This is a genomic window from Vibrio maerlii, assembly GCF_003415655.1.
Taxonomy (GTDB): domain Bacteria; phylum Pseudomonadota; class Gammaproteobacteria; order Enterobacterales; family Vibrionaceae; genus Vibrio; species Vibrio maerlii.
Genome location: NZ_QRHC01000003.1, coordinates 90,831 through 116,583 on the forward strand (window position 1 = coordinate 90,831; position 25,753 = coordinate 116,583).

Sequence of the window (25,753 nt, forward strand, 5' to 3'; positions counted from 1 at the left end):
GTATCTACAGCAGCAAGTTTAGCACAGATCCAAACGTTGCAAATGTATTTAACTTGCTGCGATCTGCCGTTAACACACAAAGTAGCCAACACAGCTACGCTGGCGTCAAACCAACAGATTATACCATGTACATACCACCATTAACGTGCAGTGTCTCACCAGTAATGTACGCAGCTTCTGGAGATGCTAAGAAAGCAACTGCTGATGCGATTTCACGCGGGTCACCTAGGCGGCCAGCTGGTACATTAGAAAGCGTTGCTGCGCGTTGTTCATCATTTAGTTCACGAGTCATATCCGTTTCGATAAAACCTGGTGCAACTGTGTTTACTGTTACGCCACGAGACGCAACTTCACGAGCCATAGATTTAGTGAAACCAATGACACCCGCTTTTGCTGCAGCGTAGTTTGCTTGACCTGCGTTACCCATAGTACCTACAACAGAACCTACATTGATGATGCGACCAGCGCGCTTCTTCATCATGCCACGCAGAACCGCTTTAGACATACGGAAGATTGGCGTTAGGTTGGTATCAATGATGTCATCCCACTCGCTGTCTTTCATGCGCATAAGTAGGTTATCACGTGTGATACCAGCGTTGTTCACTAGAATATCAATCGCACCGAACTCGTCGTTGATTGTCTTTAGTGTAGCAGCGATAGAGTCTACGTCTGTAACGTTAAGTGCAAGGCCTTTACCGTGCTCACCCAGGTACTCACTAATTGCTGCAGCGCCATTCTCAGATGTTGCTGTGCCAATTACCGTTGCGCCGCGTTCAACTAAAAGCTCTGCGATCGCACGACCAATACCACGGCTTGCGCCAGTTACTAGAGCAATTTTGCCCTCTAGATTCATCATCTTATCAATCCTTCTTTACGATTTTACTGCATCTAGAGATGCAACATCATTAACTGCAGCCGCAGTTAGTGACTTAACGATACGTTTTGTTAGGCCTGTTAATACTTTACCAGGGCCAAGTTCTAGCAGTTTCTCAACGCCTTGCTCGCTCATTAGCTGCACGCCTTCAGTCCAACGAACTGGGCTGTATAGCTGACGAACCAATGCATCTTTGATCTTTGCAGGGTCTGTCTCTGCAATCACATCAACATTGTTGATAACAGGTAGCAACGGAGTGTTGAACTCAATGTTTTCTAGTGCAAGAGCCAGTTTATCTGCCGCAGGCTTCATTAATGCACAGTGAGACGGAACAGATACTGGTAGCGGAAGAGCGCGCTTAGCACCCGCTTCTTTACATAGTGCACCTGCACGCTCAACTGCATCTTTGTTACCAGCGATAACGACTTGACCAGGAGAGTTGAAGTTTACTGGAGAAACGACTTCACCTTGTGCGGCTTCTTCACATGCTTTAGCAATTGCGTCATCAGCGAGACCGATGATTGCATACATCGCACCTACACCTGCAGGTACTGCTTCTTGCATTAGTTGACCACGTAGCGCAACAAGCTTGATTGCTTCTTTAAAGTCGATAACGCCAGCACATACTAGCGCAGAGTATTCACCAAGGCTGTGACCAGCAAGGTTAGCAGGTTGCTCAAGACCTTGTTCTTGCCACACACGCCAGATTGCTACAGATGAAGCAAGCAGTGCTGGTTGAGTACGGAATGTTTGGTTTAGATCTTCAGCAGGGCCGTTTTGAACTAGCGCCCATAGGTCGTAACCTAGAGCCTCTGATGCTTCAGCAAATGTTTGCTTAACCACATCGTACTGTTCGCCAAGATCAGCAAGCATACCAACAACTTGAGAACCTTGACCTGGGAATACAATCGCAAAATTGCTCATTGTTTTACGTCCTTAAAACTTTCAAAAACAAATTAGGTTCCAACATGTTCTCTACATATTAGAACCCTAAATCCTAAAACTTAACTAGGGCACTGCCCCAAGTAAATCCGCCGCCAAACGCTTCTAGAAGCAGAGTTTGACCACGTTTAATTCGACCGTCGCGTACCGCTTCATCCAAGGCTGTTGGAACGGTTGCCGCTGAGGTATTGCCATGCTTATCAAGGGTAACCACCACTTGATCCATAGACATAGAGAGTTTCTTCGCTGTCGCAGAAATAATGCGCAGGTTTGCTTGGTGTGGAACAAGCCAATCAAGCTCTGACTTGTCCATATCGTTCTCCTTTAGTGTTTCTTTTACTAAACGAGACAACTGAGTTACTGCAACCTTGAATACTTCGTTACCAGCCATGTGTAGCCAGCTATTAATATCATCGCTGTGCTCGAAATTGCCCGGCATTTCATCACGACGATTAGGGAACTTAAGACTCAGAAGCTCACCAAAGCGGCCGTCAGCATTAATCGTTGTAGAAAGGATACCAGGCTCCTTACTTGCTCCCACGATAACAGCACCCGCAGCATCACCGAATAGAATGATGGTTGAGCGATCAGTTGGATCACAAGTCTTTGACAGTGCGTCGGCACCAATCACAAGAATGTTCTTGCAGTGACCTGTCTTAATGTATTGGTCTGCAACAGATAGTGCATAGACAAAGCCTGAACATGCTGCTGCCATGTCAAATGCTGGACAGTGTTTAATGCCTAGAAGTGCTTGGACTTGGCAAGCTGACGATGGAAAAGCGTGAGAACCACTGGTTGTCGCAACAAGAATCATGTCGATATCGTTCTTATCGATACCTGCCATTTCAATGGCTTTTTTCGCAGCTTCATAACCCATATCCGCTACAGTTTCATTCTCTGCAGAGATACGACGTTCTTTGATGCCAGTTCTTGTTACGATCCATTCGTCGCTCGTATCTACCATTTTCTCTAGGTCTGCGTTCGAACGCACCTGAGACGGCAGGTAGCTGCCTGTACCTAAAATTTTGCTATACATGAAGACTGTTAATGCCTCTCTTGGGGTTGCTGATCGAGCAGAACCGCTTCCAAACGATCGCTTATGCGGCTTGGGACTTGTCGCTTGACCTCATGTACTGCCTCTCCAATAGCATTGAAAACTGCAGTAACATCGGCACTTCCGTGACTTTTAATGACAATGCCGCGCAATCCTAGCAAACTTGCACCGTTATACTGGTCGGGGTTCAATGTTTTTAGTTCTTTAAATAGCTCAGAAAATAATTTTCTTGCAATCCAGCCCTTTACCGAAGATGCCATCATATGCTTTCTCAACTTCTCGATAAAGATCTGAGCTGTCCCTTCGCAGCTTTTTAAGGCGACATTGCCGACAAATCCATCACATACGACGACATCTGCAACATCTTGGAGGATCTGATTCCCTTCAATATAGCCAATATAGTGGATTGAAGGAGTATTAATTAGCATCTCTGCGCAACGCTTGACGAGGTCGTTACCTTTAATTTCTTCTTCACCAATGTTGAGAATGGCGACTCTTGGCTGTCGACCTAAATGCTGCTCAACAAGGGATGCACCCATAACAGCGAACTGAAAAAGAGAATCGGCGTCGCTAGATACATTCGCTCCGAGATCCAGCATCCAGGTTTTACCACCAGAAATAGTCGGTAAGGCGGATACAAGGGCTGGGCGCTCTAGACCGGGAAGAAGTTTAAGTCTGAAACGTGACAAAGCCATTAAGGCGCCGGTATTACCACCGCTAACACAGGCATCTGCAGATTGCTCTGCGACAAGATCAATAGCTCGACGCATCGATGTGCCGTTGCTTTTTCTAAGGGCTAATGAAGGCTTTTCGTTATTCGATATGACAGAGTCACAATGCTCAATGACTAAGCGAGGATGAGATGAAATACCAAGCTTGGATAGCTCGGTGGTAATCACTGACTGATTACCCGTGATTATGACTTTTAGCTCTGGGAAATGTGACAATGCCTGCACGACGGCAGGCACTGTTACGCGTGGACCGAAGTCCCCGCCCATTGCATCAAGTGCAACGGTTATATTTTGCAAAGGTCAACCTTACTTGTTGATAACCTTTTTACCGCGGTAGTAACCTTCGGCAGTCACGTTGTGACGTAGGTGAGTTTCACCTGAAGTTGCGTCTACAGATAGTGCAGCTGTAGTTAGCGCATCGTGTGAACGACGCATGCCACGCATTGAACGTGATTTCTTGCTCTTTTGTACGGCCATTGACCCTACTCCTATGTTAGGGCTTAAAGATCTATTATTTCTTCAAGCTTTTTAAAACATCGAATGGATTTGGTTTATCTTCCACAATCTCTTCTGGAATTTCGCCAAACACCAAATTGTCTGATTTTACGCTACATTCTGATTCATCATGCATTGCTACTTGAGGCAAACTTAGAATGAACTCGTCTTCAACTAACTGTATTAAGTCGACTTCACCGTACTCGTTCAGATCTACCAAATCGTACTCTTCCGGTGCATCCTCTTCACTTTTCTCACTGTAGTAAGGAGTATAAGTAAATTGGACTTCGCATTCATGTGCGAAAACTTCATTACAGCGTTGACACTCTAAACCGACTTCGATGTTAGCTTTACCAGAGATAACAACGAGTCGCTGTTCATCAAGCCCAAATGACAATGAGACTTCAGCGTCGCGTTTCACGCTTTCAACAGATTCAAACAAACGCTTAAACAGACTGACTTGGATGATGCCATCGTAATCAAGTCTCTTTTGAGCAGTTTTTGCTGGATCCACTGCGCGTGGAATTTTTACCTTTTGCATAGGGCGCGAATCTTATCTTTCTATTACCGTTTAGTCAAAGGAAAAGGGAAAAAACTTGTAGATTTTTTCCCTAGTGTTTGTTCTTACCAATTAGGGGCTATAAACTCAGGTTTATTATGCGCTAACTGATGATAAAACCAAATGAAAAATGCTAAGTCGCCGCAACTTGTTCTAGCCTCAACCTCCCCTTTTCGCCAAGCATTACTAGGCAAATTAGAGCTGCCTTTTATTGCAATAGCACCAGATTGTGATGAAACACCATTAGTGAACGAAACTGCTATCGAACTGGTTGAGCGTCTTGCTATTGGGAAGGCAACTTCTTGCCAATTAGACTCCCCTTCCTTAGTTATAGGTTCAGACCAGGTTTGCGTCATCGACGACAGAATCATAGGGAAACCACTCACACGTGAAAAAGCAATTGAACAGTTAAAAGCTCAAAGTGGCCGCTCAATAACCTTTTATACAGGTTTAGCGTTGTACAACTCACAATCCGAGAGCATTACCAGCAAAGTCGATACCTTCACCGTTCATTTTAGAACCCTTAGCCAACGCGTAATAGAAAGCTACGTAGATAAAGAAGAGCCATTTTGGTGTGCCGGCAGCTTTAAAAGCGAGGGGCTGGGTATTGTGTTGTTTGAAAAACTAGAGGGGAAAGATCCGAATACTTTAGTTGGTTTGCCGCTAATTGATTTAGTGGATATGTTGGAGGAGCAGGGTTTTAGTGTGCTTTAAAGAGAGAAGACAGTTCCTAGTCTCTAGTTCCTAGAAAGGAGTTAGGACTAGGAACTAGGAACTCTTATTTCCTCAATCCCGCCAACGCCTTCTCCAGCTTAGGTTCCATTGGAGCGTTGAACTCTACCCACTCTTCGTTCTTAGGGTGAACAAAGCGGATGTTTGCTGCGTGCAAGAACAAGCGGTCTAGGCCTACTTTTCCTGTGTAGGCATCAAAACGGCGGTCGCCATAACGGTCGTCCCATGCAATTGGGTGTCCTGTGTATTGAGTATGAACACGGATCTGGTGTGTGCGACCAGTAATCGGGCTAGCCTGGATTAACGTAGCGTTCTCGAACTTTTCGATGACCTTAAAGCGAGTTTCCGACGGTTTGCCTTTAGGATTCACTCGAACAATGCTGTTCACTTCATTTTTAAGCAAAGGTGCATTCACTACCTTGCAGCTGTTTTTCCACTGACCCATGACCAATGCAAAGTAAAACTTCTTCACCGTCTTCTCACGAAATTGCGCTTGCAGGTGACGTAATGCAGAACGTTTCTTAGCAACTAGCAGAATGCCAGATGTATCTCGGTCGATTCGGTGGACTAGCTCAAGGAAGCGAGCATCAGGACGAAGTGCTCGAAGTGCCTCAATTGCTCCAAACTTCAGTCCACTACCACCATGAACCGCAGTACCAGATGGTTTGTTCAATACAATAACGTGATCATCTTCGAACAAGATTTGAGATTCGAGTTCTGCAACCTTATTTAGTTTAGTGCTGATCACAGGGGCATCGTCTTTTACTTCCATCGTTACCGGTGGGATTCGGACAATATCGCCAGCTTTTAGTTTGTATTCTGCCTTGATGCGCTTTTTATTTACGCGCACTTCACCCTTGCGCACAATTCGATAGACCATACTCTTTGGTATGTCTTTCAATTGGTTGCGCAAGAAGTTATCGATTCGTTGACCGGCCATATCATCGTCAATATCGACGAACTGGACTTTAGTTTTAATTTCGCTCATGGCGTTATTGTAACATCGCTTTTTTTATTAAGAAAACCTAGCGCATTTATTCACGAATTTAAGGTAAATTCATTTCACCTAACTCTTTCGGGTGCACTTTGTTGAGAAAAAACGCATTTCAACAAACAAAGAACAAAAAAACACCGACAAGTCAGTGAGATACCAGTTCAAAAAACTAATTGTTATGAATTTTTTACACCGAACAATGCAAAGCAGATTGCTGATATTTCTTGGCACTGCTATAGTTCACACCTGCAATACGTAATCTGGTTACCTTTTACACAAACCAAGGAAGTTTATTGCGAGATAATGAGTAGATTACTTTATTTTTCAGTGCAGCAGCTGGCGTAAGACACATGAAATTGAAGTCACCCTATCGCTCTACTCAACGGATACTCATGTCGGAGTATTTAACCGCCACAGTTTGCGGATCACTGCGTGAAACTGCGCTAGTGATGACTAGAAGTGCCCCAGAGCATCCCTTCCAGCCGTGAGGCTGCACCGAATAGCCATGGGATCTGGCACCATGAGTACCGACACAAAGCGATAGGAAATAAAAGAAAATACAACGAGAATTTCAACAATGAAAAGAATGTTAATTAACGCAACTCAAAAAGAAGAGTTGCGTGTTGCTTTGGTTGACGGCCAAAAGCTTTTCGATCTTGATATCGAAAGCCCAGGTCACGAGTCAAAGAAAGCAAATATCTACAAAGGACGTATCACCCGTATCGAACCAAGCTTAGAAGCGGCGTTCGTTGATTACGGCGCAGAGCGTCACGGTTTCCTCCCTCTTAAAGAAATTGCCCGCGAATATTTCCCTGAAGGATACACATATCAAGGCCGTCCTAGCATTAAAGAAGTGCTAACTGAAGGTCAAGAAGTGATCATCCAAGTAGAGAAAGAAGAGCGTGGTAACAAGGGCGCAGCTCTTACAACTTTCATTTCTTTGGCTGGTAGCTACCTAGTATTGATGCCTAACAACCCACGAGCTGGCGGTATTTCCCGCCGTATCGAAGGTGACGAGCGTACTCAACTAAAAGCAGCTCTAAGCACGCTTGAACTGCCACAAAGTATGGGCCTAATCGTTCGTACCGCTGGTGTTGGTAAAAGCGCTGAAGAACTCGAGTGGGATTTAAACGTACTTCTAAACCACTGGGGTGCAATCAAACAAGCTTCAGATTCAAACGAAGCTCCGTTTTTGATCCACCAAGAAAGTAACGTAATCGTGCGTGCGATTCGTGACTATTTACGTCGCGATATCGGTGAAATCCTAATTGATAGCAACACTATATACGAGCGTGCTCTTCAGCACATTCAGCTTGTACGTCCTGACTTCGTTAACCGTGTTAAGAAGTACGAAGGCGAAGTGCCGCTATTCAGTCATTACCAAATCGAAAGCCAAATTGAATCAGCATTCCAACGTGAAGTTCGTCTTCCATCTGGTGGTTCAATTGTAATCGACCCAACAGAAGCACTGACTTCTATCGATATCAACTCAGCTCGCGCTACGAAAGGCGGTGATATCGAGGAAACAGCACTCAACACTAACCTAGAAGCAGCCGATGAGATCGCTCGTCAACTGCGTCTGCGTGACCTAGGTGGTCTAGTGGTTATCGACTTTATCGATATGACACCAGTTCGCCACCAGCGTGAAGTAGAAAACCGTCTGCGTGATGCCGTTCGTCTCGATCGTGCCCGTGTTCAGATTGGTCGTATCTCTCGCTTTGGTCTACTAGAAATGTCTCGCCAACGCCTGAGCCCATCTCTGGCGGAAGCTAGCCACCACATCTGTCCTCGCTGTACTGGTACTGGTGTGGTTCGGGACAACGAATCTCTAGCTCTTTCTGTTCTTCGACTGATTGAAGAAGAAGCACTAAAAGACAATACAGCTCAAGTGTTAGCTGTTGTTCCTGTGCCAATCGCTTCATACCTACTGAACGAAAAGCGTCGCTCAGTAAACCACATTGAGAAGAACCAAGAAGTTAAGATCACGGTAGTTCCTAACTCTGATATGGAAACACCACACTTCGAAGTGATTCGTGTTCGTGAAGGTGAAGAATTCGACCTACTTTCTTACCTACTTCCTAAGAAGCTTGATGCTCTTAAAGAAGCAGAGAGCAAAGAGAGCGAAACAGAAGCTAAGCCGAAGAAGATTGAACAGCCTGTATTACAAGGTTTTGCAGCGCCAAGCCAAGCTCCGGCTCCGAAACCAGCTCCAGCAGCCTCTACAGCACCGGCTCCAGTAGCAGAAGCTAAGACTGAACAAAAACCTGGTCTAGTTGCTCGTTTCTTCAAAGCTATCGCTAACCTATTCTCAGCCCCAGAAGAAGCAGAGAAAGTCGAAGAGAAGAAAGAAGAAGAGAAGCCTAAGTCTAACCGCCAAGGTCAGCGCCAACGTCGTGATCGTAACGATCGTCGCCGTAACAACCGTAATGGTAACCGTGATGACCGTCGTAAGCGTAAGCCTACGAAAGAGCAAGACGAGCGTAACGCTGAAGCAACTGACAACCAAAACCGTCAAGAGCGTAAGCCTAAGCAAGATCGTCGCAAACCTCGCAACGAGCGTAATGACAACCGTCAGAACAAGCTTGCTGAACAAGGTCAACAACTTGCTGCAGAAGCTTCTAGCGAAAACAAGCAAGAAGAGAAAACAGCTCAAGTTAAGCAACGCCGTCAGCGTCGTCAGCTTCAAAAACAAGTTCGCCTGAAAGATCAAAACAAGGCTGAGCAAAAGAAAGCTGAAAAAGCGCAAGCTAAGCAAGAAGAGAAAGCCGTAGAGCCAGTATCAGAAGCTAAAGCAAGCCAAGAAACGCAACAAGAAGAGCCGAAACAACGCCGCAATCGTCGTTCACCACGTCACCTACGTGCAAGTGGTCAACGTCGTCGTCGTGGTCGCGATCGTCGTCCTAACCCATTCCGCCTGCGTGCAGGTGGTGTAGCGTCTCCAGAGATGGCGATGGGTAAAGTGATGCCTCGTTATGACCTAGCTAAGCCGAAGCGTGACAACCGCAAACCGAAGAAAGCCGAACAGAAAGATATCGTTCTACTAGGTGGTGTAGCATGTCCTGAAGCAGCAATGGGTAAAGTAATTATTGTTAAACAACCAGAAGTGAAAGCACCGATTGTTGAAGAACAAGTAATCGCTCCAGTTGAAGCTACTGTTGAACAAACTCCTGCGGTTGAAACTAAGGTCGAAGCACCAGTTGTGGAGCCTGTAGTAGAAGTCACTGAAGCACCTCAACAAGAAGTCGTTGAAGCAGTTGTAGAAGAGACGCCTGTCGCAGAAGCTCCTGTTGTTGAAGAAGCTCCAGTAACCGCTGCACCGGTTGCAAATGAACCAGCTTCTCAGCCAGCAGTACAGACTTTCAAAGGTCATGCCTCTTCAACGATGGCAAGTGCACCTGGCCCTCAAGAACTTAAAGAGATTGAGGTCGTTGCCGCTGCATTCCGTGAAGAGCGCTATGTTGCAAAAGGTGCTGGTAGCCAAGTGGCAACCAACCAAGCAACAGCAGGAATGACGAAGCCAAACTTCTAAATCGTATAAACGATTGATATCCAAAGGGGTTGCGTTAGCAACCCCTTTTTGCATTTACAATTTACCGAACAAACTTTAATTCCACTTAAATAGAAATGAAGACATTCTAATCAGCTTCATTCTTGAACTTTGTCACACTTTTCTGTAGCATTCCGCCGACTAATATTTCGAAGCCTAGTTATTTAATCGGCAGCTCTTTTCCATCGCATTTTGCTTTGCTCGCTTAACAGCTTTGTTTCGACCCTAAATCACTGACAACTATACTGAGCAAACATGTTCGAATTTCCTCAATTTTCTAAGCACTCTGTAAAAAATGACGTGCTTTCTGGTCTTACAGTTGCGCTTGCACTGGTACCAGAAGCAGTAGCATTCGCATTCGTTGCAGGCGTAGACCCAATGGTTGGTCTATACGCAGCATTCATCGTAGGTTTAATCACTTCTATCTTTGGTGGCCGCCCAGGCATGATCTCTGGTGCGACAGGCGCAATGGCAGTTGTAATGGTTAGCCTAGTTGCTGAGCACGGTGTTCAATACCTATTTGCAGCCATCTTATTGGCAGGTATTCTTCAGATCGCAGCAGGTATCTTTAAGCTCGGTAAGTTTATCCGTATCGTTCCACACCCTGTGATGATCGGTTTTGTAAACGGTCTTGCTATCGTGATCTTCCTTGCTCAGTTAGGCCAGTTCAAAGCACCAGATATGACAGGTGCGTTGACGTGGCTACCTCAAGGCCAAATGATGCTGATGCTGGGACTCGTTGCGCTAACGATGGCGATCATTCACTTCTTGCCTAAGTTCACGACGGCTGTGCCTTCTTCTCTTGTTGCTATCGTTACCGTTACCGCTCTTGTAGTTGGTTTGGATCTCGAGACTCGTACAGTTGTAGACTTCCTGCGTACTATGTCTGGTGACGACGCTGCAACACTTGCGGGCTCACTACCAACATTCTCTATTCCTGCCGTTCCTTTTAACCTTGAGACGCTATACATCATCCTGCCTTACGCAGTGATCCTTGCGGCAATCGGTCTAATCGAATCACTGCTTACTTTGACGGTACTTGATGAGATGACAAATACTCGTGGTCAATCTAACCGTGAGTGTGTTGGTCAAGGTATGGCGAACGTAACTTGTTCTGTATTCGGTGCAATGGGTGGTTGTGCGATGATTGGTCAATCAATGATCAACGTAAATTCTGGTGGTCGTGGTCGTCTATCAGGCATCGTTGCAGCGGTAGCCCTACTGATATTTATCCTGTTTGCTTCGTCTCTTATTGAGATGATTCCACTTGCAGCCCTTGTTGGTGTTATGTTCATGGTGGTTATCGGTACATTTGAATGGGCAACGTTCAAACTGGCTCGCCGTGTACCTAAACAAGACTTCTTCGTTATTGTGCTAGTAACAGTAGTAACGGTTATGACTGACCTTGCTGTTGCTGTATTTGTCGGTGTTATCGCATCTGCTCTTATGTTTGCATGGCAACACGCTAAGCACATCTACGCTGACACGTGCATCAACGAAAAAGGCTCTAAAGAGTACAAGATCAACGGCCCTATCTTCTTCGGTTCGACAGCAAATTTCCTCGAGCTATTTGATGCGCCGAATGATCCTCAAGATATTATCGTTGATTTCGCGAACTCTCGTGTAACAGACCACTCTGCAATTGAAGCGATTGATACTATTGCTGAGCGTTACTCTGCACTAGGTAAAACCTTGCACTTACGTCACTTAAGCCAAGACTGTGTGAAGACACTTCACAAAGCAGGTAACTTGGTAGAAGTGAATGATGTAGAAGACCCTATCTACAAGGTTATGTCTCAGTAAGACTTCTATGCTTTCTGCATAAATAATCAAACGCCCAGTCATTTTGATTGGGCGTTCTTGTATCTACTCATCACATGAGTGAGCATTAATTGATTTTGCCATCCAACCAAACCATATATCATTCCTATATAGGTCATCCCTCCTCAAATCCGTAACCAAACAGAACACATCAACCATTTAATTAGTCACATTAAGTGAATAAAACCTCAAAAAAGGCTTGTGTCAGCTTATTTTGGCGATATAATCACTAATATTGAAAACTTATGCAGTTTTATTGAATTTATATATCACCATTAAGAGGTAATAACATGAGTGATACAGTTCTTAGCCAACAGAATTATAAGAACAAAAAGAATGTTCTGATGTTTGCAGTTCCATCATTGCTTGGTCTGTTCTTTTTCCTTGCACCACTGACCATCGACGGAAACTTCACCTTCCCATTAGCACTAATGGCAAAAGGGGCAAAAGCCGTATTAGGCGATGCGATTTTGCCAACGGTGACTGGTGTGATTTGCTTTTCTGCAATCGCGTCCATCATCGCAAGTCTTGTTAAGCCAGCATTTGTAATTAACTCCCCTTTAATGACAAGACTTTTCCTTTTAACACCAACCTGGTTAGTTATTCGTACACTTGGTGCGGTGTTTACAGTTATGGCTCTAAACCAAATCGGTCCAGAATTAATATGGAATGGTAATACAGGAGGTTTGGTTCTGAACGACCTTCTACCATCGCTTCTCGTTACCTTCTTTTTAGCTGGTCTATTACTGCCATTGCTTCTCAACTTTGGGCTTTTAGAGCTGTTAGGTACATTGCTAAGTAAACTGATGCGACCTCTGTTCCGACTACCAGGCCGCGCAGCTATCGACTGTGTGTCTTCTTGGTTAGGTGATGGCACCGTTGGGGTAATCTTAACGAGTAAGCAATACGAAGATAAGAAGTACACAGCACGTGAAGCAGCGGTTGTCGCAACGATGTTCTCTCCTGTTGGCATCTCTTTCTCGCTTGTGGTTCTAACCCAAGTTGGCCTTGAGAACTACTTTGTTCCTTTCTACTTCGCTATTTGTCTTTCTGGTGTTGTGGCTGCAATGGTTATTCAGTTCTTACCACCACTGTCTTTCAAAAAAGACGTTTACATTGATGGTTCTGCGCCAAACAGAGATGATGAACTGGTTCCAGAAGGAAAAACAACGTTAGGTTACGGGTTAGACTTGGCGCTTGAGCGTGCTGATAAAGTAAAGAGCCTTGGCTCTGTGGCTAAAGAAGGCCTTGGAAACGCGCTAGACATGGTTATCGGTGTTTTGCCTGTGGTTATGGCTATCGGTACTATGGGCCTTGTCGTAGCAGAAGGTACACCAATCTTCTCACTATTGGGCGCACCATTTGTTCCATTGTTAGAAATGCTAAACGTACCTGAGGCTGCAGCAGCTGCAGAAACCATGCTAGTAGGCTTCACTGATATGTACGTCCCTTCTATCATCGCGGCATCTACGGTAAACAGCGAACTGACACGCTTTGTTATTGCAGCACTGTCGGTAACGCAGCTTATCTTCATGTCGGAAACAGGCTCAGTCATCCTGAGCAGTAAGGTGCCAATTAACTTCTTTGAGCTAGTAGGCATCTTCCTTCTGAGAACGCTAGTCACACTACCAATTATCGTTCTTGTTGCTCATGCATTCTTCTAAAAACTAAAGCTGTCAAACACCGTGCTCCAATAGCGCGGTGTTTTACTTTGGATAGCTGACAATATTTTGGAAGATTGCTGAACTTGATACCGCTTCATATCCATGTGGCTGGTCACTGTAAAAACGCACACTCTCCCCCGCTTCCAACTCATGCCACTGGTTATCAAATAATACTCTCAAACGGCCACTCAGTACGTGAACATGCTCAATAACACCCACGCTGTGAGGTGTAGAAAGCTGTTGATGGTATTCTGACAATGAAATCTCAAACACTTCAATTCCAGTATCAGATTGATATGGAAACAACGTTTTCACTGCCATACGAGCATCGTCCGGAAACACTCGTTCTTTAGATTGAAGATCCGGCTTGGTAGCAAAGAACGCTGAAAAAGAGCTTCCGAGTCCACTCGCGATCTTCCACAACGTTGCTATCGTTGGGCTTGATTCTTCTCTCTCGATCTGTCCCAACATAGCCTTCGACACGCCTGTCAGCTTAGCGGTTGCATCTAGACTCAGTCCCTGCCTAGTTCGCTCTTCCTTCAAACGCTTTGCTATTTCAGATTTAAATATTGAATCGTTCATTATTTATCCTGTTGTGCGCTATAGCGCACAATGCTATTGTTGCTTGTACGTTATAGCGCACAAGAGTCACTTTACATGAAAATCGAGACAGCCACGAATCAAAGGTTATCTACCTTGAGCCACATCACTGCAGGTTTCAGCGCTGTATTGGTTGGATACACGAGTTCGGTAGTGATTATCATGCAAGCGGCGACGTCAGCTGGCGCATCAGCTAGTCAAATAGAGAGTTGGTTGTTGGCCTTAGGGTTAGCAATGGGGCTTACCTCAATTCTTTTTTCTTGGTATTACAAGACTCCGATTCTTACTGCTTGGTCAACGCCAGGAGCGGCAATATTAGTGAGTTCGGCGAGTCAGTACGACCTACCTGTCGTCATAGGTTCTTTCGTTTTTTCCGGCTTACTGATCGTAATTACTGGATTAATCACCCCATTATCCAAGTTTCTACAACGAATACCCACGCCACTCGCAACAGCAATGCTTGGGGCGATTTTACTCCCGTTTTGTGTTGACGCTTTCCAGCCCGTTATGTCCATGCCAATCGCCTTTTTTGCCATGTTTATAGCTTATGTCATTACCAAGCGACACTATGCGAAATACACAATGCTAACGCTTTTGGCTATTGGTGGTATTTGTGCTTATTTCTTGGGTGACAACTCGAGCTTGGCAACCGAGCTAACTATAGCTAAACCTATTTGGATAACCCCAAAACTAGAGCTCACAGCACTACTGAATATTTCAGTTCCACTCTATCTCGTCACCATGTTGTCACAGAATTTACCCGGTATTGCGATGATGAAGAGCTACCACTATTCGGTCCCTGTGAAGTCAGTACTAATGGGTACGGGCGTAACCAATGTTTTAGCGGCCCCTTTCGGTGGATTCAGTGTTAACCTCGCCGCTATTTCTGCGGCAATCTGTATGAATGAAGAGGTCGACGAAGATATATCCCAAAGATACAAAGCGGTGTTATGGGCAGGACTTTTCTACATATTCGCAGGATTGTTGGCCACCTCTGTTGTAGCAGTATTTATCTCTTTTCCTAAAGAGATCACACACATGCTCGCTGGGTTTGCCTTGTTGGGTACCCTACTTATGTGCTTGCAATCTGCGTTCAATAACGAACAGTTTCGAGAAGCAGCACTGATTACCTTCTTAGTTACCATTTCTGGAATCACGTTTGTCGGTATTGGTTCAACACTATGGGGCCTCATTGCTGGTTGGTTCTTTTACCAGCTAACAAAAAAAGAAACCTAACTTTCCTAGCAGTTATCTATTGATAAGCTATTGTTTTAGATAATAGTTCAAAGCAAGCCTACTGTTTAGTAACAGTAATCGTTGAGTAGAACGAACTATCGAAAATGCAGGCATGTTAGATGGCTACAACAAGGAACTGTGATGACTTCTGAAATCATATCACTCACACTGGCAGGTATCGGTGTACTCGGACTATTTTGTCAGTGGGTGGCGTGGCAATTTAAACTTCCCGCGATACTCTTCCTACTCATCGCTGGATTACTGATTGGCCCGATATTCGGCGTCATTCGCCCACAAGATACGCTTGGCGATCTTTACTTTCCTTTCATTTCTCTCGCAGTTGCCGTCATCCTTTTTGAAGGCAGTCTCACCCTCAACTTCAAACAGATTAAGGGAATCAGTAAAAGCGTATGGAGCATAGTGACTATTGGCGCGATAGTCTCTTGGGCGATCACTTCAACTGCCACGCACTACCTATTGGGCTTTGATTGGACACTTTCTTTACTATTTGGTAGCTTGACTGTAGTAACCGGACCGACTGTTATAGTTCCTCTTTTAAGAACGGTTAGACCAAGTACTAAGCTGTCTAACATACTCCGCTGGGAAGGGATTTTAATCGACCCATTAGGCGCTTTGTTTGTTGTAATGGTCTATGAATTTATCGTTTCGCAGAGCCAAGTTCATAGCCTTGTCGTATTTGGGTTAATACTACTGATCGGATTTTCGTTGGGTATCGCGGCGGGTGTATTAGTTGCAACCATGATGCGAAGACATTGGCTACCGGAATACCTACAACCTTTCGCAGTATTAGTCATATTGCTCGGCGTGTTTGCCGGCTCAAACTATCTCGAACACGAATCTGGCCTACTCACCGTCACCGTAATGGGTGTGTGGTTGGCGAATGCGAAGGGGGTGAATATTAGTCATATCCTCCACTTCAAAGAGAACCTCACAATACTCTTCATCTCCGGGCTCTTTATTCTGCTCGCTGCCAGAGTCGAACTTGATGATTTCGAACAACTTGGGCTCTCCGCCATTGCCTTGTTTGTGGTCATCCAATTGATATCGCGTCCAGCATCTATCTTCCTCTCAACGTTGAAAAGCAACCTCGACTTCAAAGAGAAAGCTTTTCTAGCATGGGTAGCTCCGCGAGGCATAGTTGCAGCCGCTGTTTCATCACTGTTTGCCATTAAGTTAACTAACATCAATATCGACCAAGCTAACCTGCTTGTTCCCCTCATTTTCATGGTCATTATTGGTACTGTGGTTTTACAAAGTGCAACTGCGCGTCCAGTCGCTGGACTATTAGGTGTTGCTGAACCTTCACCTAGAGGTTTCTTATTAGTTGGCGCTAATGATGTGGCTCGCACCATTGGTAAGGCCTTACGAACCTACGATTGCCGAGTGTTAATGTCAGACACTAACTGGGATTATGTCAGTAAGGCACGTATGGCAGGGTTTGATAGTTATTACGGCAACCCGACATCGAGTCACGCCGACGAGCATCTTGACCTTATTGGGATTGGTCAGGTTCTGTCCGTCACTCCCGACCAACATCTTAACTCAGTAGCTGGCGTTCACTTTTCGCATGAATTCGGCCACAGAAAGGTCTTTAGTCTTCAGGATAGAAAGAACCAAGACTCACTCGACAAGCTTTCGCACAATGAAGAGCACGCATACTCACTCTTACTCGGCGGAAACATCAGTTACAAGAAGATGGCGAGCCTGATCAGTCAAGGTGCCGATATTAAACACACCAAGATCAGTGACAACTTCACTTTCGAAGATTATCAAGCACAGTATCAATCTTCGACCGTTGTGCCCCTCTTTATAGTGAGTGCAACACAACGTATTCATCTTATTACTCAACCGAGTAACGTTAAGCCTGAAAGTGGAGAGATCATGGTGGCGTTGATTAAGGATGGTTCTGAGTGAATGAATTTGAAGAGTAAGTGCATACAGAAACCACTCATTAATAACCTTGCCCAATCAATTGCAAGCATCTGATAAATATAATAATACCTTTATTTAAACGGTAATATTCTGCAACACTAATCATCACAATTTCTGCTCAAAAAGAGACCAGAACAAAGCATGTAAAGAGCTTGTTGATCTAGGTTAATTTTTAACCTCACTGTTAGTCATAAAATTTCTATTGCTCAAACAAAAAAATCAAAAATAGGATAGAAGTATGAAAGCAGTCGCTAAAGTTTTACTTAGTTCGGTATTGATCACACCACTTTCTGTACAAGCAGATCACACCGTCATAGATGGAATGGATTTCGGAGTTCTTGCCCAGCTTGTAGGTACTTGGAAATCCGTTGATGCTGGTGGAGTAGATATTGCTCCAGCTCAAGAAGGTAGCACTCAGGGGAAAGGGGCACCGGCTGTAGTGCCCTTTTACGAAACAATTACATTCGAAGTTGCTGCGGACGCAGTAAATGCAAGCGACCAAAGCCTTGTTGCTCTGTACTACAAACAAGAAGTCTTTAAAAAAGAAGATGACTCAAAGTTCCATGACCAGCGTGGTTATTTTATCTACGATCAAGCCAATCAAACTGTCTACAATTCTTTTTGTGTGCCTCGAGCGACTTGTGTCGTGGCCGAAGGTGCAGCTGGGAACACAATGACATTAACAGCACCTGACGGTGGAATCGCAGAATCCAGCTATATGAAAGACAATGCCAGTACAACTGGCTTTACCATGAACATCCAAATTGAGGGGGACACCCTAACCTACACTCAATCAACAATCTTAGATATCTATGACTCGGAGTTTTCTCATACTGACTCCTCTGTGCTTGAGCGAGTGAAGTAGGCTCTGTTTAACACTTTACTATCACGTTTCAGTTAAACGCTTTTCAGGTCTAACACCGATACCTCATCGGTGTTAGATCTGTTAGGACGATTGTTTCAATTCGATGGGATGAAGCGAGTAGACACTTAAGTATTAACTTTTACAGCCACCCTAATGCGTGTCCAGACCCTGCTACCTAACCTAAGTTTCTATTTTATGTCGTAACTAATTTGCTTACTTACATTTTTTAGTTGTACCCCAGCCTTATTAAATGCCTTCTGAATAGTTTTAGAGACGTGCTGTTGCCCTTCTCCCTGTAAAAAGTTGGCTCTATCTTGATTCGTCTCGAATACGCAAATAATTTTTAAACTTTGCGGAAAAGAGGAAAAATTCACTGTGTGAGTAACCCAAAGAAAACCATCGTAGCCTTTTAACGTATCTTCACAAACTTCGGTCAACACGCCTCTAATTAGATTGTCGACCTTTTTATCTGATTTGCGCATAAAGGACATTTCCTGTCTGTGTGAATGAGTAAATGTGACTACATGCTTCCCTTATGTTAGGAAACGTATGTCGAGGAACAGAGTTTGCAATGAAAGTATACCCACATCAACATCATAAAGGTGGCTTCTCAGTTTTGAAGTGGTAGCTGAGAAGGCTCTGGACAGAAACGTGTCAGCAATATTGCTAATTTAGTCTCCACTAAATTAACTCAGGTATGGAAAGTCAGCTTTGTTGAGCATCCAGTCTGAGTGATGCAGAACAGGATACTTATCTCATGATATTGTGCCCAATCGTCGGTTTTCATAGAATGGAGTGAAAGAATATGGCAAAGTTCATATAAAATATATGTTGGTCAATGGGCATAAGTATCACCAAAGAACTTGCGTTAGATTCCTTCTTAATGGCGGTTTGGTGATGTAAGCCTGATGGGAATATGTTGGTTCACTCAGATCAGGAAAGTAAGTATACGAGCTACGATTGGAATGAGTTTCTAAGTGCTCATGGCGTCGAAAGCATGAGTCGTCGAGGTAGTTGCATGATAACGCAATAACCAAGAGCTTCTTCCAACTACTAAAAGTCGTCTAGTTAAGTAGTAGCGATTCTAAAACTGTAGTCCTTTAAGCTATATTTATAACTATAACCAGCTAATAAAATGAGAAAAATAGAACAAGAAAGTTCGAGAGAACATAGCCTTCAGATTCAGAAGCAGCAAAAACGAAAGGCTTCTTCTGGTGGTAAGAAAGTACACAATAGAAACAGTATTGGTAGTTTATTTCTTGGGAAGCACCCAAAGATTCCTGCTCCTAGAGAAATTGATTTGATTGATGGCTCTATGGAAATATGTGATAACTTTTTTACTCTTCTCAGAAATGAACTAGAGAAGAATCCAAAGTTCTTATACATAGACTTCAGTAACACCACCATGCTTAAGGCAATGCCTCTACTGGTTATCTACTCCATTATTGATGAGGCCAGAGAGGAGCATGGGGTAACAACTGAAATCCGGGTGATATGGTCGAAGCGTAAGAAGCAAGTAAACAACGTTATTAACATTAGTGGTAACTTTGCAACTGCTTCAGAACGTGAGGACAAAATAGGGTCGTCTTCCTATCTTCCTGTCATTATGGGAGATAATTCAAGAGCAAATGACTTGAGTAATGTCTTTGTCGACTACATATTAGAAAAGTACTACCCAGATGCAGATGCAGAAAAAGAACAAGAAATTTCTTCAGCTATTCAAGAAACTGTAGATAATGTCGGTCGCCACGCATACCCAGATGAACACGATCACAGTCGCAAGCGTTGGTGGTTTAGTTGTCACAGAGTCGAACATAACCTGTATATCGTGATTTATGATACTGGCGTAGGCATCCCTAATTCATTATCAAAAAATAATGCAGTGTTTCTATCACGTATAAACGATTTGTACCCAGATGAGTACAAAGGTGCTACAAGTGAAACCGTAGAACAAGAATCCACTAACATGTTCGATGCTTTAAGGGTTTGGTTTCAGAAGAATTTAAATGATGGTCAATTAATTCGCGCAGCCATGCACACCAATGTTACTTCCACAGAGTTGGACCAGCATGGGCAAGGCAGTAGAAGTATTAAGGCACTGATTAACGAAGATGAGAACAGCTACCTGTTGATGTTTAGTAACAATGGTTTTTATTGTTACACGAATGATAGAGACGACAATGAAAACAGTGTTGATACTATGAGTCGTAAAGTACCAGGTACGTTGATTCAATGGAGCATTTAAAAGTGAATGAGATAACAATCACTGTAGTTAAAGACTTTCATCCTAAGCCGTATGGCCGCTATATCACAGACGGCCCAGATTGCGATAAAACATCAGGGGAAGTATTTAGAGATAAGCACTTGGCTCCTGCGTTAAAAAAACACGACAAAGTAACTGTCGACTTAACTGGTTATAACCGGTATGGACGTTCATTTCTTGATGAGTCTTTTGGCGGTTTGATTAGAAAATGTGGTTTTACCAAAGCTCAGTTAGATGAGAAGTTGATATATGTCCACAATGACTTAACGTCAGTGATAGCGATCATTGATGAGAGAATTCAAAAAGCAGAGCTAAAGCGTATAGCGGGGTAACATGAGTTACTTGATTTATGCTGTTAGTTGGCTGTTAGCGGTATTTATCCATATCAATACCTTAAAGCGAACATCGCTGACTAATACCAAAGAAGCTCTGGTCAGTGAAATATATAGCCTTTTAGACGTCAACAAGGATGATGCGGAGCTTCTTGTTAAAGAAACTACTTTTGCACATAAATTCACTCGCATAGAGAACAAAGTAAAAGAGTTTAATACTCTGTGTAAGAGTTCTTTGATTTCTACTGAAAATGATGATTTTGAAAGTCTGTTTACTTACGATGTTGAAGCTGGGGATCACTCTGATTTAACCCGTAAATGCTATGACGCTGTTGATTATGTAGATAGAACGTTCCACCGACACATACAAAACAAATATTCATTCTTCTATTTGAGTCGATTCGAACTAGCAGGGACGTTTTGCACTCTGTTTTGCATTTATTCGGCTATAAAGATTGTCACCTGGCTTTATGTGTAGACTTTGTAACATTACAAAAACTTGGTTCACTAACGAATTTCCATAAGGACGGCAAGAAGCTTCTCTGGCATGCTTTGGGGCAGAACCCTCTTAGAAGCATTACTTAAGCTTGGAGAACACGGTTATTGAAGTGTTGACGAAACGAAGGGGGAATTTGAAAGCGAAATTGCCACTTTCCATTCGTTTTTACGGTGAGCTAGCGCATAGTTTAGTACCGTCTTTTAGTACCAAGATTATTTTCGCGTTTTAGCTTACTTTTGACTGTGGTAAGCACACGATTTGAAAGGATTTTAGATAGCAAAAAGCCGTTACATTAGTAACGGCTTTTTCAAAGGGTGGGAACCCAGCCACATCCCGGCACACAAGTCACTCGCTGCGGCTGCTTCCTTCCGGACCTGACCGAGTTCACGAGCTATTGTTGCGAGAGGACCAGGCCCCCATAGATTCGTTTGACTTAGAATTCCTAAGTCGTGCGGGGATTATTAAGCATCCCCTGCTCTATTGCAAGCCTTGAAAGCGCATTTTTCGTCAATAGTGAGTTAAGTGATTAGCCCTTGTTCAATTTATTGAAAACTCAGCCTAATCTTGCTCCATATCTTCTTGGCTACGCAGTATGTAATCGGTCGTCCAAGCGGTTCCAAGTAAGCAGAGCCACACAACGAAAACTGGATTAGGTACTTCAATGCTTGGTGAGATTACCAGTGCTGCAAATCCAACTGTAGGTAGCGTCCAACACAGTAGCTTATTCCAACGGAAGCTACTTGGCTTACGCAGCGTCTCAATCGATGCAATAATGCCTGTGATACTCAGAGCGACGAGCGCCGCATAAGGAAGATCGGCAATCCAAAGTGGCAGGATAAAACCCAAACTCCACCAGCTGTGTTTATTTGATGGTTTCCAGTGTGAGGCCGCATACCAAGTCACCATAACGGCAAAGGTCTGAATCGCAGTAACCGTTGCACTACCCTCTAGTCGACCACCTGACTGCGTGACCATAATCCCAACCTGCATTGTAATGAGAATTAGGAATGTCGTTGCCATAACGCCAATGCTTGAGCGCCTAGAGAACGCCACCATCATCAATGGAAAAATGACCCAAACTGCGACGGATAAAGTAATGGGCTGCAATGGCAGTGTTAAACCAAAAACGGTCAGTGAAGCTAATAGAATTAAACCTGAAACGCCCCCTTGTGGGAATATCCACAATGCAGGGATAATAAGCGCAAGTACGGGAATGTCGCCTTCGCTAAGACTAATAGCACGAGCACAAACAACCGCTAGTATTGTTGTGATTATGAATTGAAGTGTTGAAAATACCATAGCTCCTCCCTCTACCAATCCGTGGCAATAATGAACTAGGACAATTTCAGTATGGACCAATTTCTCGCACAAATCTTTGCAGTAATTCACCAAATTCCAATAGGTAAGGTTTCAACCTATGGAGACATCGCACAGTTTGCAGGATACAAAGGTTACGCGCGTCATGTAGGCAGAGCGCTTGGAAATTTACCTAAGGATTCAAAGCTTCCCTGGCACCGGGTGATCAATAGTAAAGGTGAGATTTCTTTAAAGGGTGAAGCATTCGAGCGCCAAAGGGGGCGACTTGAGGAAGAGAATGTAGAAGTGTCTGACCTAGGAAAAATAAAGCTACGACATTACCGCTGGCAGCCGTAGCTAAAGAATCAACTAACGAACACCAACCAAACGAAGATTTACATCAGACGTATTGTTCGGATCGGTGATGACTGGATAAGAGCTGTCTGTTGTAAAACGTAACTTTCCATTCACGTGAATCGTTGCGCGAACACTGTAGCGGTGGTTTGGTTTGATATCGAGATTCGAGTAGCTCAATCTAAAATCGAGTGGCACTTGGTCACCATCAGATGTGAACTCTTGCTCTGAAATCACTTTTGCTGGTGCATCTGCCAATGAGACATCCTCTAGACGTACAGTAATGACTGCATCTGCAGGTAACGCAATACGCTCACGATAAGCCATAGTGCCAGAAATCGACAGAATCTCTTCTTTCACCTGTTCCTCTACCTTAGAAGGTTGCTCGACAGGTGCTGTCTGACAACCAGCCAAAAACACACTGGCAACCACTGCACTGGCTACCCAAAATTGTTTTTTCATTTGACCCTCACTCGGGAATTAATAACCGACGAAGTATAGACAGAGATAATAGCTCTGTCTTGACGTGTGGTTCTAAATTGACAAAACTTTGACTATGCTAGTTTTTTTGCTCTTTGACTAAACTAGCTTTTTCGCTCGATAATCTGACGTGCTAACAAAACTATTATAAAGATTAGGAAAGAATTCCAACATGAGTAAACCATTACAAGAACTCTTGAGCTTGTTGCAATTAGAGAGATTAGAAGAAGGACTATTTCGAGGACAGAGTGAAAACCTCGGCTTGCCACAGGTGTATGGCGGTCAAGTTATCGGCCAAGCCCTGTCTGCGGCTCGCTATACCGTAGATGAACAACGCACTGTTCACTCATTTCACAGTTATTTCCTTTACCCTGGCGATCCAGAAAAGCCAATAATTTATGATGTAGAGAACCTTCGTGATGGTAAAAGTTTCAGTACTCGCCGTGTAAAAGCGATTCAAAATGGTCGCCCTATATTCTATCTGACGGCGTCTTATCACGGAGATGCGCCTGGGTTTGAGCATCAAAACACAATGCCAATGATTCCTGGCCCAGAAAACTTTGCTTCTGAGTCTCAACTTGCAGAGAAAGTTGCACACCTGCTCCCAGAGAAAGTGAAACAGATTTTCTGTGGTGAGAAGCCGATCGAAATTCGTCCCGTTACTGTGGTGAATCCTTTGAAACCAACCAAAGAAAAGCCAAAACAGTACCTCTGGGTTAGAACAAATGGCGCATTGCCAGACGACCAACTGATCCACCAGTATATTCTGGGCTACGCGTCAGACTGGGGATTCTTAGTCACAGCGCTTCATCCACATGAGGTGAGCTTGATGACACCGAATTTCCAAGTAGCGACTATCGACCATTCAATTTGGTATCACCGCCCATTTAAGATGGATGAATGGCTACTGTATGCAATCGAAAGCCCAACCGCGAGTAATACGCGCGGTCTAGTGCGTGGTGAAATCTACAACCAACAGGGTGATCTTGTCGCAACGGCGGTGCAAGAAGGCGTGATGCGCTTTACTAAGTAGCGATTTATCGAAATAAATTGCTCGGGATAAATTAGCGAGATAACTAGCTCTCACAAGGATGTGATTATGAGACTAATTCTAATATTTTTAACCACCTTATTCATGACCTGTACCGCATTCAGTGCAGTAGATAATGAATCTATCACCAGTGCGATGCCTGCGACTGCGTACTCGTTTGAAAACTCAGTGATGAAACTTAACAATGGTGAATACACCATTGTTATTGCAATGTCCGGTGGTGGTACTCGAGCATCGGCTCTTTCTTACGGCGTGCTAAAGGCACTACGTGCCGAGATTCACCCACTTGATTCGGAAAAGAGCTTGTTAAATGAAGTCGATGCCATCAGTTCAGTATCAGGAGGCAGCTTTACAGCAGCTTATTACGGCCTGTACGGAGATAAAATATTTAGCGATTTTGAACAGGACTTTCTTTATCACGACGTAAGCAGTGACCTGATTGATAACTTATTCAACCCATTTCAGTGGTTTTCTGAACAAGGTAGGACTGAAGAAGCAATCAATTTGTATAATGCTAGGCTATTCAAGGACGCCACGTTTGCAGATATCCGAGAAGATAGCCCACTGATCATTATTAACGCTTCCGATCTGGGCAACGGTGTACGCTTTTCCTTCTTGCAAGAATACTTCGACTTATTGTGCTCCGACCTTTCTCAATACCCAATTGCAAACGCAGTTACCGCTTCATCCGCGGTACCTGTCGTCTTCAACCCGGTAGTACTTGAGAACTACGATACCTGTAAAGTTGACGACAGCTATTTAATGCGAGATTTCAAAGAGCTGAGCCCTATGACCCGAGAGACACTCATCGGGTTATCAAAGTACCAGCGTAAAGACTACATAAAATACATTCATCTCGTCGACGGAGGCATAACCGACAACTTAGGACTATTGGCACTTTATGACATCGCCGACCTTGGTGGTGGTCAAATGGAGTTCTTTGAACAAACTAAGGTTCAACCTCGTCCGCACTACGTCATAATTTCTATCGATGCCTCAGCAAAGCCTGAGTCTATGATTCACAGTTCGCCACAGGAACCCGGAATCTCTGAGACAATCTCGGCAATGACAGATATACAGCTACATCGCTTTAATACTACGACTCGAGGCTTGATTGAAAAGTGGAGTGACGATTACGGGAAAATGACCTCTAGCAAGATGGGCATCAACGTAGAGACTTACCTTATTAATATCAACCTCTCCGACTTTGCGATACCAGATAAAGAGAAGCAACGTTATCTGAACAACATCCCTACCGACCTGACGTTGGAGAAAGAACAGGTAGACGCACTGGTGATGGAAGGTTACGTGCAGTTGCAAAACCACCCCGAGTTTTTTCGCCTGATGGGTAATATTAAAAAACAAGCCGAGTTGCAAACCTCAGCCAAGCAATGACAGAAAAATTTAACCG

Annotated in this window: 24 protein-coding genes, 1 other RNA gene and 1 pseudogene; 14 read left to right on the forward strand and 12 right to left on the reverse strand. The window is 44.0% G+C overall.

Features of this window, described 5'->3' with window-relative positions; all coding sequences use genetic code 11:
• Nucleotides 1-118 precede the first annotated feature (118 nt).
• From fabG to yceD, 6 genes are all read right to left on the reverse strand, one after another.
• Nucleotides 119-853, reverse strand: a complete 735-nt coding sequence (gene fabG, locus DPF91_RS04670) for a 3-oxoacyl-ACP reductase FabG (protein WP_164684070.1) — start codon at nucleotides 851-853, stop codon at nucleotides 119-121.
• 18 nt (nucleotides 854-871) lie between these two features.
• Nucleotides 872-1,798, reverse strand: coding sequence for an ACP S-malonyltransferase (gene fabD / locus DPF91_RS04675; protein ID WP_117233290.1), 927 nt, complete (start codon nucleotides 1,796-1,798; stop codon nucleotides 872-874).
• 73 nt (nucleotides 1,799-1,871) lie between these two features.
• A complete protein-coding gene (locus DPF91_RS04680) occupies nucleotides 1,872-2,852 on the reverse strand; it encodes a beta-ketoacyl-ACP synthase III (RefSeq protein ID WP_117233291.1) in 981 nt (326 codons plus the stop codon).
• Between the two features lie 8 nt (nucleotides 2,853-2,860).
• Entirely contained in the window at nucleotides 2,861-3,898 is a 1,038-nt protein-coding gene (plsX, locus tag DPF91_RS04685; protein WP_117233292.1) for a phosphate acyltransferase PlsX, read from the reverse strand.
• Between the two features lie 9 nt (nucleotides 3,899-3,907).
• Nucleotides 3,908-4,078 (reverse strand): 50S ribosomal protein L32, encoded by a 171-nt coding sequence (gene rpmF, locus DPF91_RS04690; protein ID WP_004414666.1) that lies wholly within the window; start codon nucleotides 4,076-4,078, stop codon nucleotides 3,908-3,910.
• Nucleotides 4,079-4,112: 34 nt separating this feature from the next.
• On the reverse strand, nucleotides 4,113-4,637 hold the full coding sequence (gene yceD / locus DPF91_RS04695; RefSeq protein WP_117233293.1) for a 23S rRNA accumulation protein YceD: 525 nt from the start codon (nucleotides 4,635-4,637) through the stop codon (nucleotides 4,113-4,115).
• 141 nt (nucleotides 4,638-4,778) lie between these two features.
• On the opposite strand from yceD, the gene DPF91_RS04700 reads away from it, so the two are divergent.
• Nucleotides 4,779-5,369, forward strand: a complete 591-nt coding sequence (locus tag DPF91_RS04700) for a Maf family protein (protein ID WP_117233294.1) — start codon at nucleotides 4,779-4,781, stop codon at nucleotides 5,367-5,369.
• A 64-nt stretch (nucleotides 5,370-5,433) separates the two neighbouring features.
• Here DPF91_RS04700 and rluC read toward each other — a convergent pair whose 3' ends face one another.
• Complete coding sequence (gene rluC, locus DPF91_RS04705; RefSeq protein ID WP_117233295.1) at nucleotides 5,434-6,375, reverse strand: 23S rRNA pseudouridine(955/2504/2580) synthase RluC; 942 nt, start codon at nucleotides 6,373-6,375, stop codon at nucleotides 5,434-5,436.
• A 583-nt stretch (nucleotides 6,376-6,958) separates the two neighbouring features.
• Here rluC and rne point away from each other — a divergent pair.
• The 3 genes from rne (at nucleotide 6,959) to DPF91_RS04720 (ending at nucleotide 13,413) form a co-directional block, all read left to right on the forward strand.
• Nucleotides 6,959-9,910, forward strand: a complete 2,952-nt coding sequence (rne, locus tag DPF91_RS04710) for a ribonuclease E (RefSeq protein WP_117233296.1) — start codon at nucleotides 6,959-6,961, stop codon at nucleotides 9,908-9,910.
• A gap of 273 nt (nucleotides 9,911-10,183) precedes the next feature.
• Nucleotides 10,184-11,731: a SulP family inorganic anion transporter gene (locus DPF91_RS04715; RefSeq protein ID WP_117233297.1), complete on the forward strand. Its 1,548-nt coding sequence runs from the start codon at nucleotides 10,184-10,186 to the stop codon at nucleotides 11,729-11,731.
• A gap of 308 nt (nucleotides 11,732-12,039) precedes the next feature.
• A complete protein-coding gene (locus tag DPF91_RS04720; RefSeq protein ID WP_117233298.1) occupies nucleotides 12,040-13,413 on the forward strand; it encodes a YjiH family protein in 1,374 nt (457 codons plus the stop codon).
• A gap of 42 nt (nucleotides 13,414-13,455) precedes the next feature.
• On the opposite strand, the gene DPF91_RS04725 is transcribed toward DPF91_RS04720, so the two are convergent.
• Nucleotides 13,456-13,995, reverse strand: a complete 540-nt coding sequence (locus DPF91_RS04725) for a helix-turn-helix domain-containing protein (protein ID WP_117233299.1) — start codon at nucleotides 13,993-13,995, stop codon at nucleotides 13,456-13,458.
• 75 nt (nucleotides 13,996-14,070) lie between these two features.
• Here DPF91_RS04725 and DPF91_RS04730 point away from each other — a divergent pair, with 75 nt between their 5' ends.
• The 3 genes from DPF91_RS04730 (at nucleotide 14,071) to DPF91_RS04740 (ending at nucleotide 18,067) form a co-directional block, all read left to right on the forward strand.
• Nucleotides 14,071-15,249, forward strand: a complete 1,179-nt coding sequence (locus DPF91_RS04730; protein ID WP_117233782.1) for a benzoate/H(+) symporter BenE family transporter — start codon at nucleotides 14,071-14,073, stop codon at nucleotides 15,247-15,249.
• A 141-nt stretch (nucleotides 15,250-15,390) separates the two neighbouring features.
• The gene (locus tag DPF91_RS04735; RefSeq protein ID WP_117233300.1) at nucleotides 15,391-17,184 is read left to right on the forward strand and encodes a cation:proton antiporter; all 1,794 of its coding nucleotides are present in this window, start codon (nucleotides 15,391-15,393) and stop codon (nucleotides 17,182-17,184) included.
• Between the two features lie 256 nt (nucleotides 17,185-17,440).
• Nucleotides 17,441-18,067 (forward strand): heme-binding beta-barrel domain-containing protein, encoded by a 627-nt coding sequence (locus DPF91_RS04740; RefSeq protein ID WP_117233301.1) that lies wholly within the window; start codon nucleotides 17,441-17,443, stop codon nucleotides 18,065-18,067.
• Between the two features lie 188 nt (nucleotides 18,068-18,255).
• Here the strand turns inward: DPF91_RS04740 and DPF91_RS04745 are convergent, their stop codons facing one another.
• Nucleotides 18,256-18,549, reverse strand: a complete 294-nt coding sequence (locus tag DPF91_RS04745; protein ID WP_117233302.1) for a Fis family transcriptional regulator — start codon at nucleotides 18,547-18,549, stop codon at nucleotides 18,256-18,258.
• A 344-nt stretch (nucleotides 18,550-18,893) separates the two neighbouring features.
• On the opposite strand from DPF91_RS04745, the pseudogene DPF91_RS04750 reads away from it, so the two are divergent.
• From DPF91_RS04750 to DPF91_RS04765, 4 genes and pseudogenes are all read left to right on the forward strand, one after another.
• Nucleotides 18,894-19,126: pseudogene (locus DPF91_RS04750) on the forward strand (DDE-type integrase/transposase/recombinase); the annotation flags it as partial.
• 76 nt (nucleotides 19,127-19,202) lie between these two features.
• On the forward strand, nucleotides 19,203-20,312 hold the full coding sequence (locus DPF91_RS04755) for a hypothetical protein (protein ID WP_117233303.1): 1,110 nt from the start codon (nucleotides 19,203-19,205) through the stop codon (nucleotides 20,310-20,312).
• Between the two features lie 2 nt (nucleotides 20,313-20,314).
• Entirely contained in the window at nucleotides 20,315-20,662 is a 348-nt protein-coding gene (locus tag DPF91_RS04760) for an STAS-like domain-containing protein (RefSeq protein WP_241033760.1), read from the forward strand.
• 1 nt (nucleotide 20,663) lies between these two features.
• Nucleotides 20,664-21,140 (forward strand): hypothetical protein, encoded by a 477-nt coding sequence (locus DPF91_RS04765; protein ID WP_117233305.1) that lies wholly within the window; start codon nucleotides 20,664-20,666, stop codon nucleotides 21,138-21,140.
• A 338-nt stretch (nucleotides 21,141-21,478) separates the two neighbouring features.
• Here DPF91_RS04765 and ffs read toward each other — a convergent pair.
• Together ffs and DPF91_RS04775 are read right to left on the reverse strand one after the other, a co-directional pair.
• Nucleotides 21,479-21,575, reverse strand: an RNA gene (gene ffs / locus DPF91_RS04770) — signal recognition particle sRNA small type.
• A 144-nt stretch (nucleotides 21,576-21,719) separates the two neighbouring features.
• Nucleotides 21,720-22,460: a VP0952 family biofilm-associated protein gene (locus tag DPF91_RS04775; RefSeq protein ID WP_117233306.1), complete on the reverse strand. Its 741-nt coding sequence runs from the start codon at nucleotides 22,458-22,460 to the stop codon at nucleotides 21,720-21,722.
• A gap of 51 nt (nucleotides 22,461-22,511) precedes the next feature.
• Between DPF91_RS04775 and DPF91_RS04780 the strand changes: the two genes are divergently transcribed.
• Entirely contained in the window at nucleotides 22,512-22,814 is a 303-nt protein-coding gene (locus tag DPF91_RS04780) for an MGMT family protein (RefSeq protein ID WP_117233307.1), read from the forward strand.
• A 12-nt stretch (nucleotides 22,815-22,826) separates the two neighbouring features.
• Here the strand turns inward: DPF91_RS04780 and DPF91_RS04785 are convergent, their stop codons facing one another.
• Nucleotides 22,827-23,273 carry a YbaY family lipoprotein gene (locus DPF91_RS04785; RefSeq protein WP_117233308.1) on the reverse strand — a complete coding sequence of 149 codons (447 nt, stop codon included), beginning with the start codon at nucleotides 23,271-23,273 and terminating at the stop codon, nucleotides 22,827-22,829.
• A 190-nt stretch (nucleotides 23,274-23,463) separates the two neighbouring features.
• Here DPF91_RS04785 and tesB point away from each other — a divergent pair, with 190 nt between their 5' ends.
• Nucleotides 23,464-24,324 (forward strand): acyl-CoA thioesterase II, encoded by an 861-nt coding sequence (tesB, locus tag DPF91_RS04790; protein WP_117233309.1) that lies wholly within the window; start codon nucleotides 23,464-23,466, stop codon nucleotides 24,322-24,324.
• A gap of 66 nt (nucleotides 24,325-24,390) precedes the next feature.
• Entirely contained in the window at nucleotides 24,391-25,737 is a 1,347-nt protein-coding gene (locus DPF91_RS04795; protein ID WP_117233310.1) for a patatin-like phospholipase family protein, read from the forward strand.
• Nucleotides 25,738-25,753 lie beyond the last annotated feature (16 nt).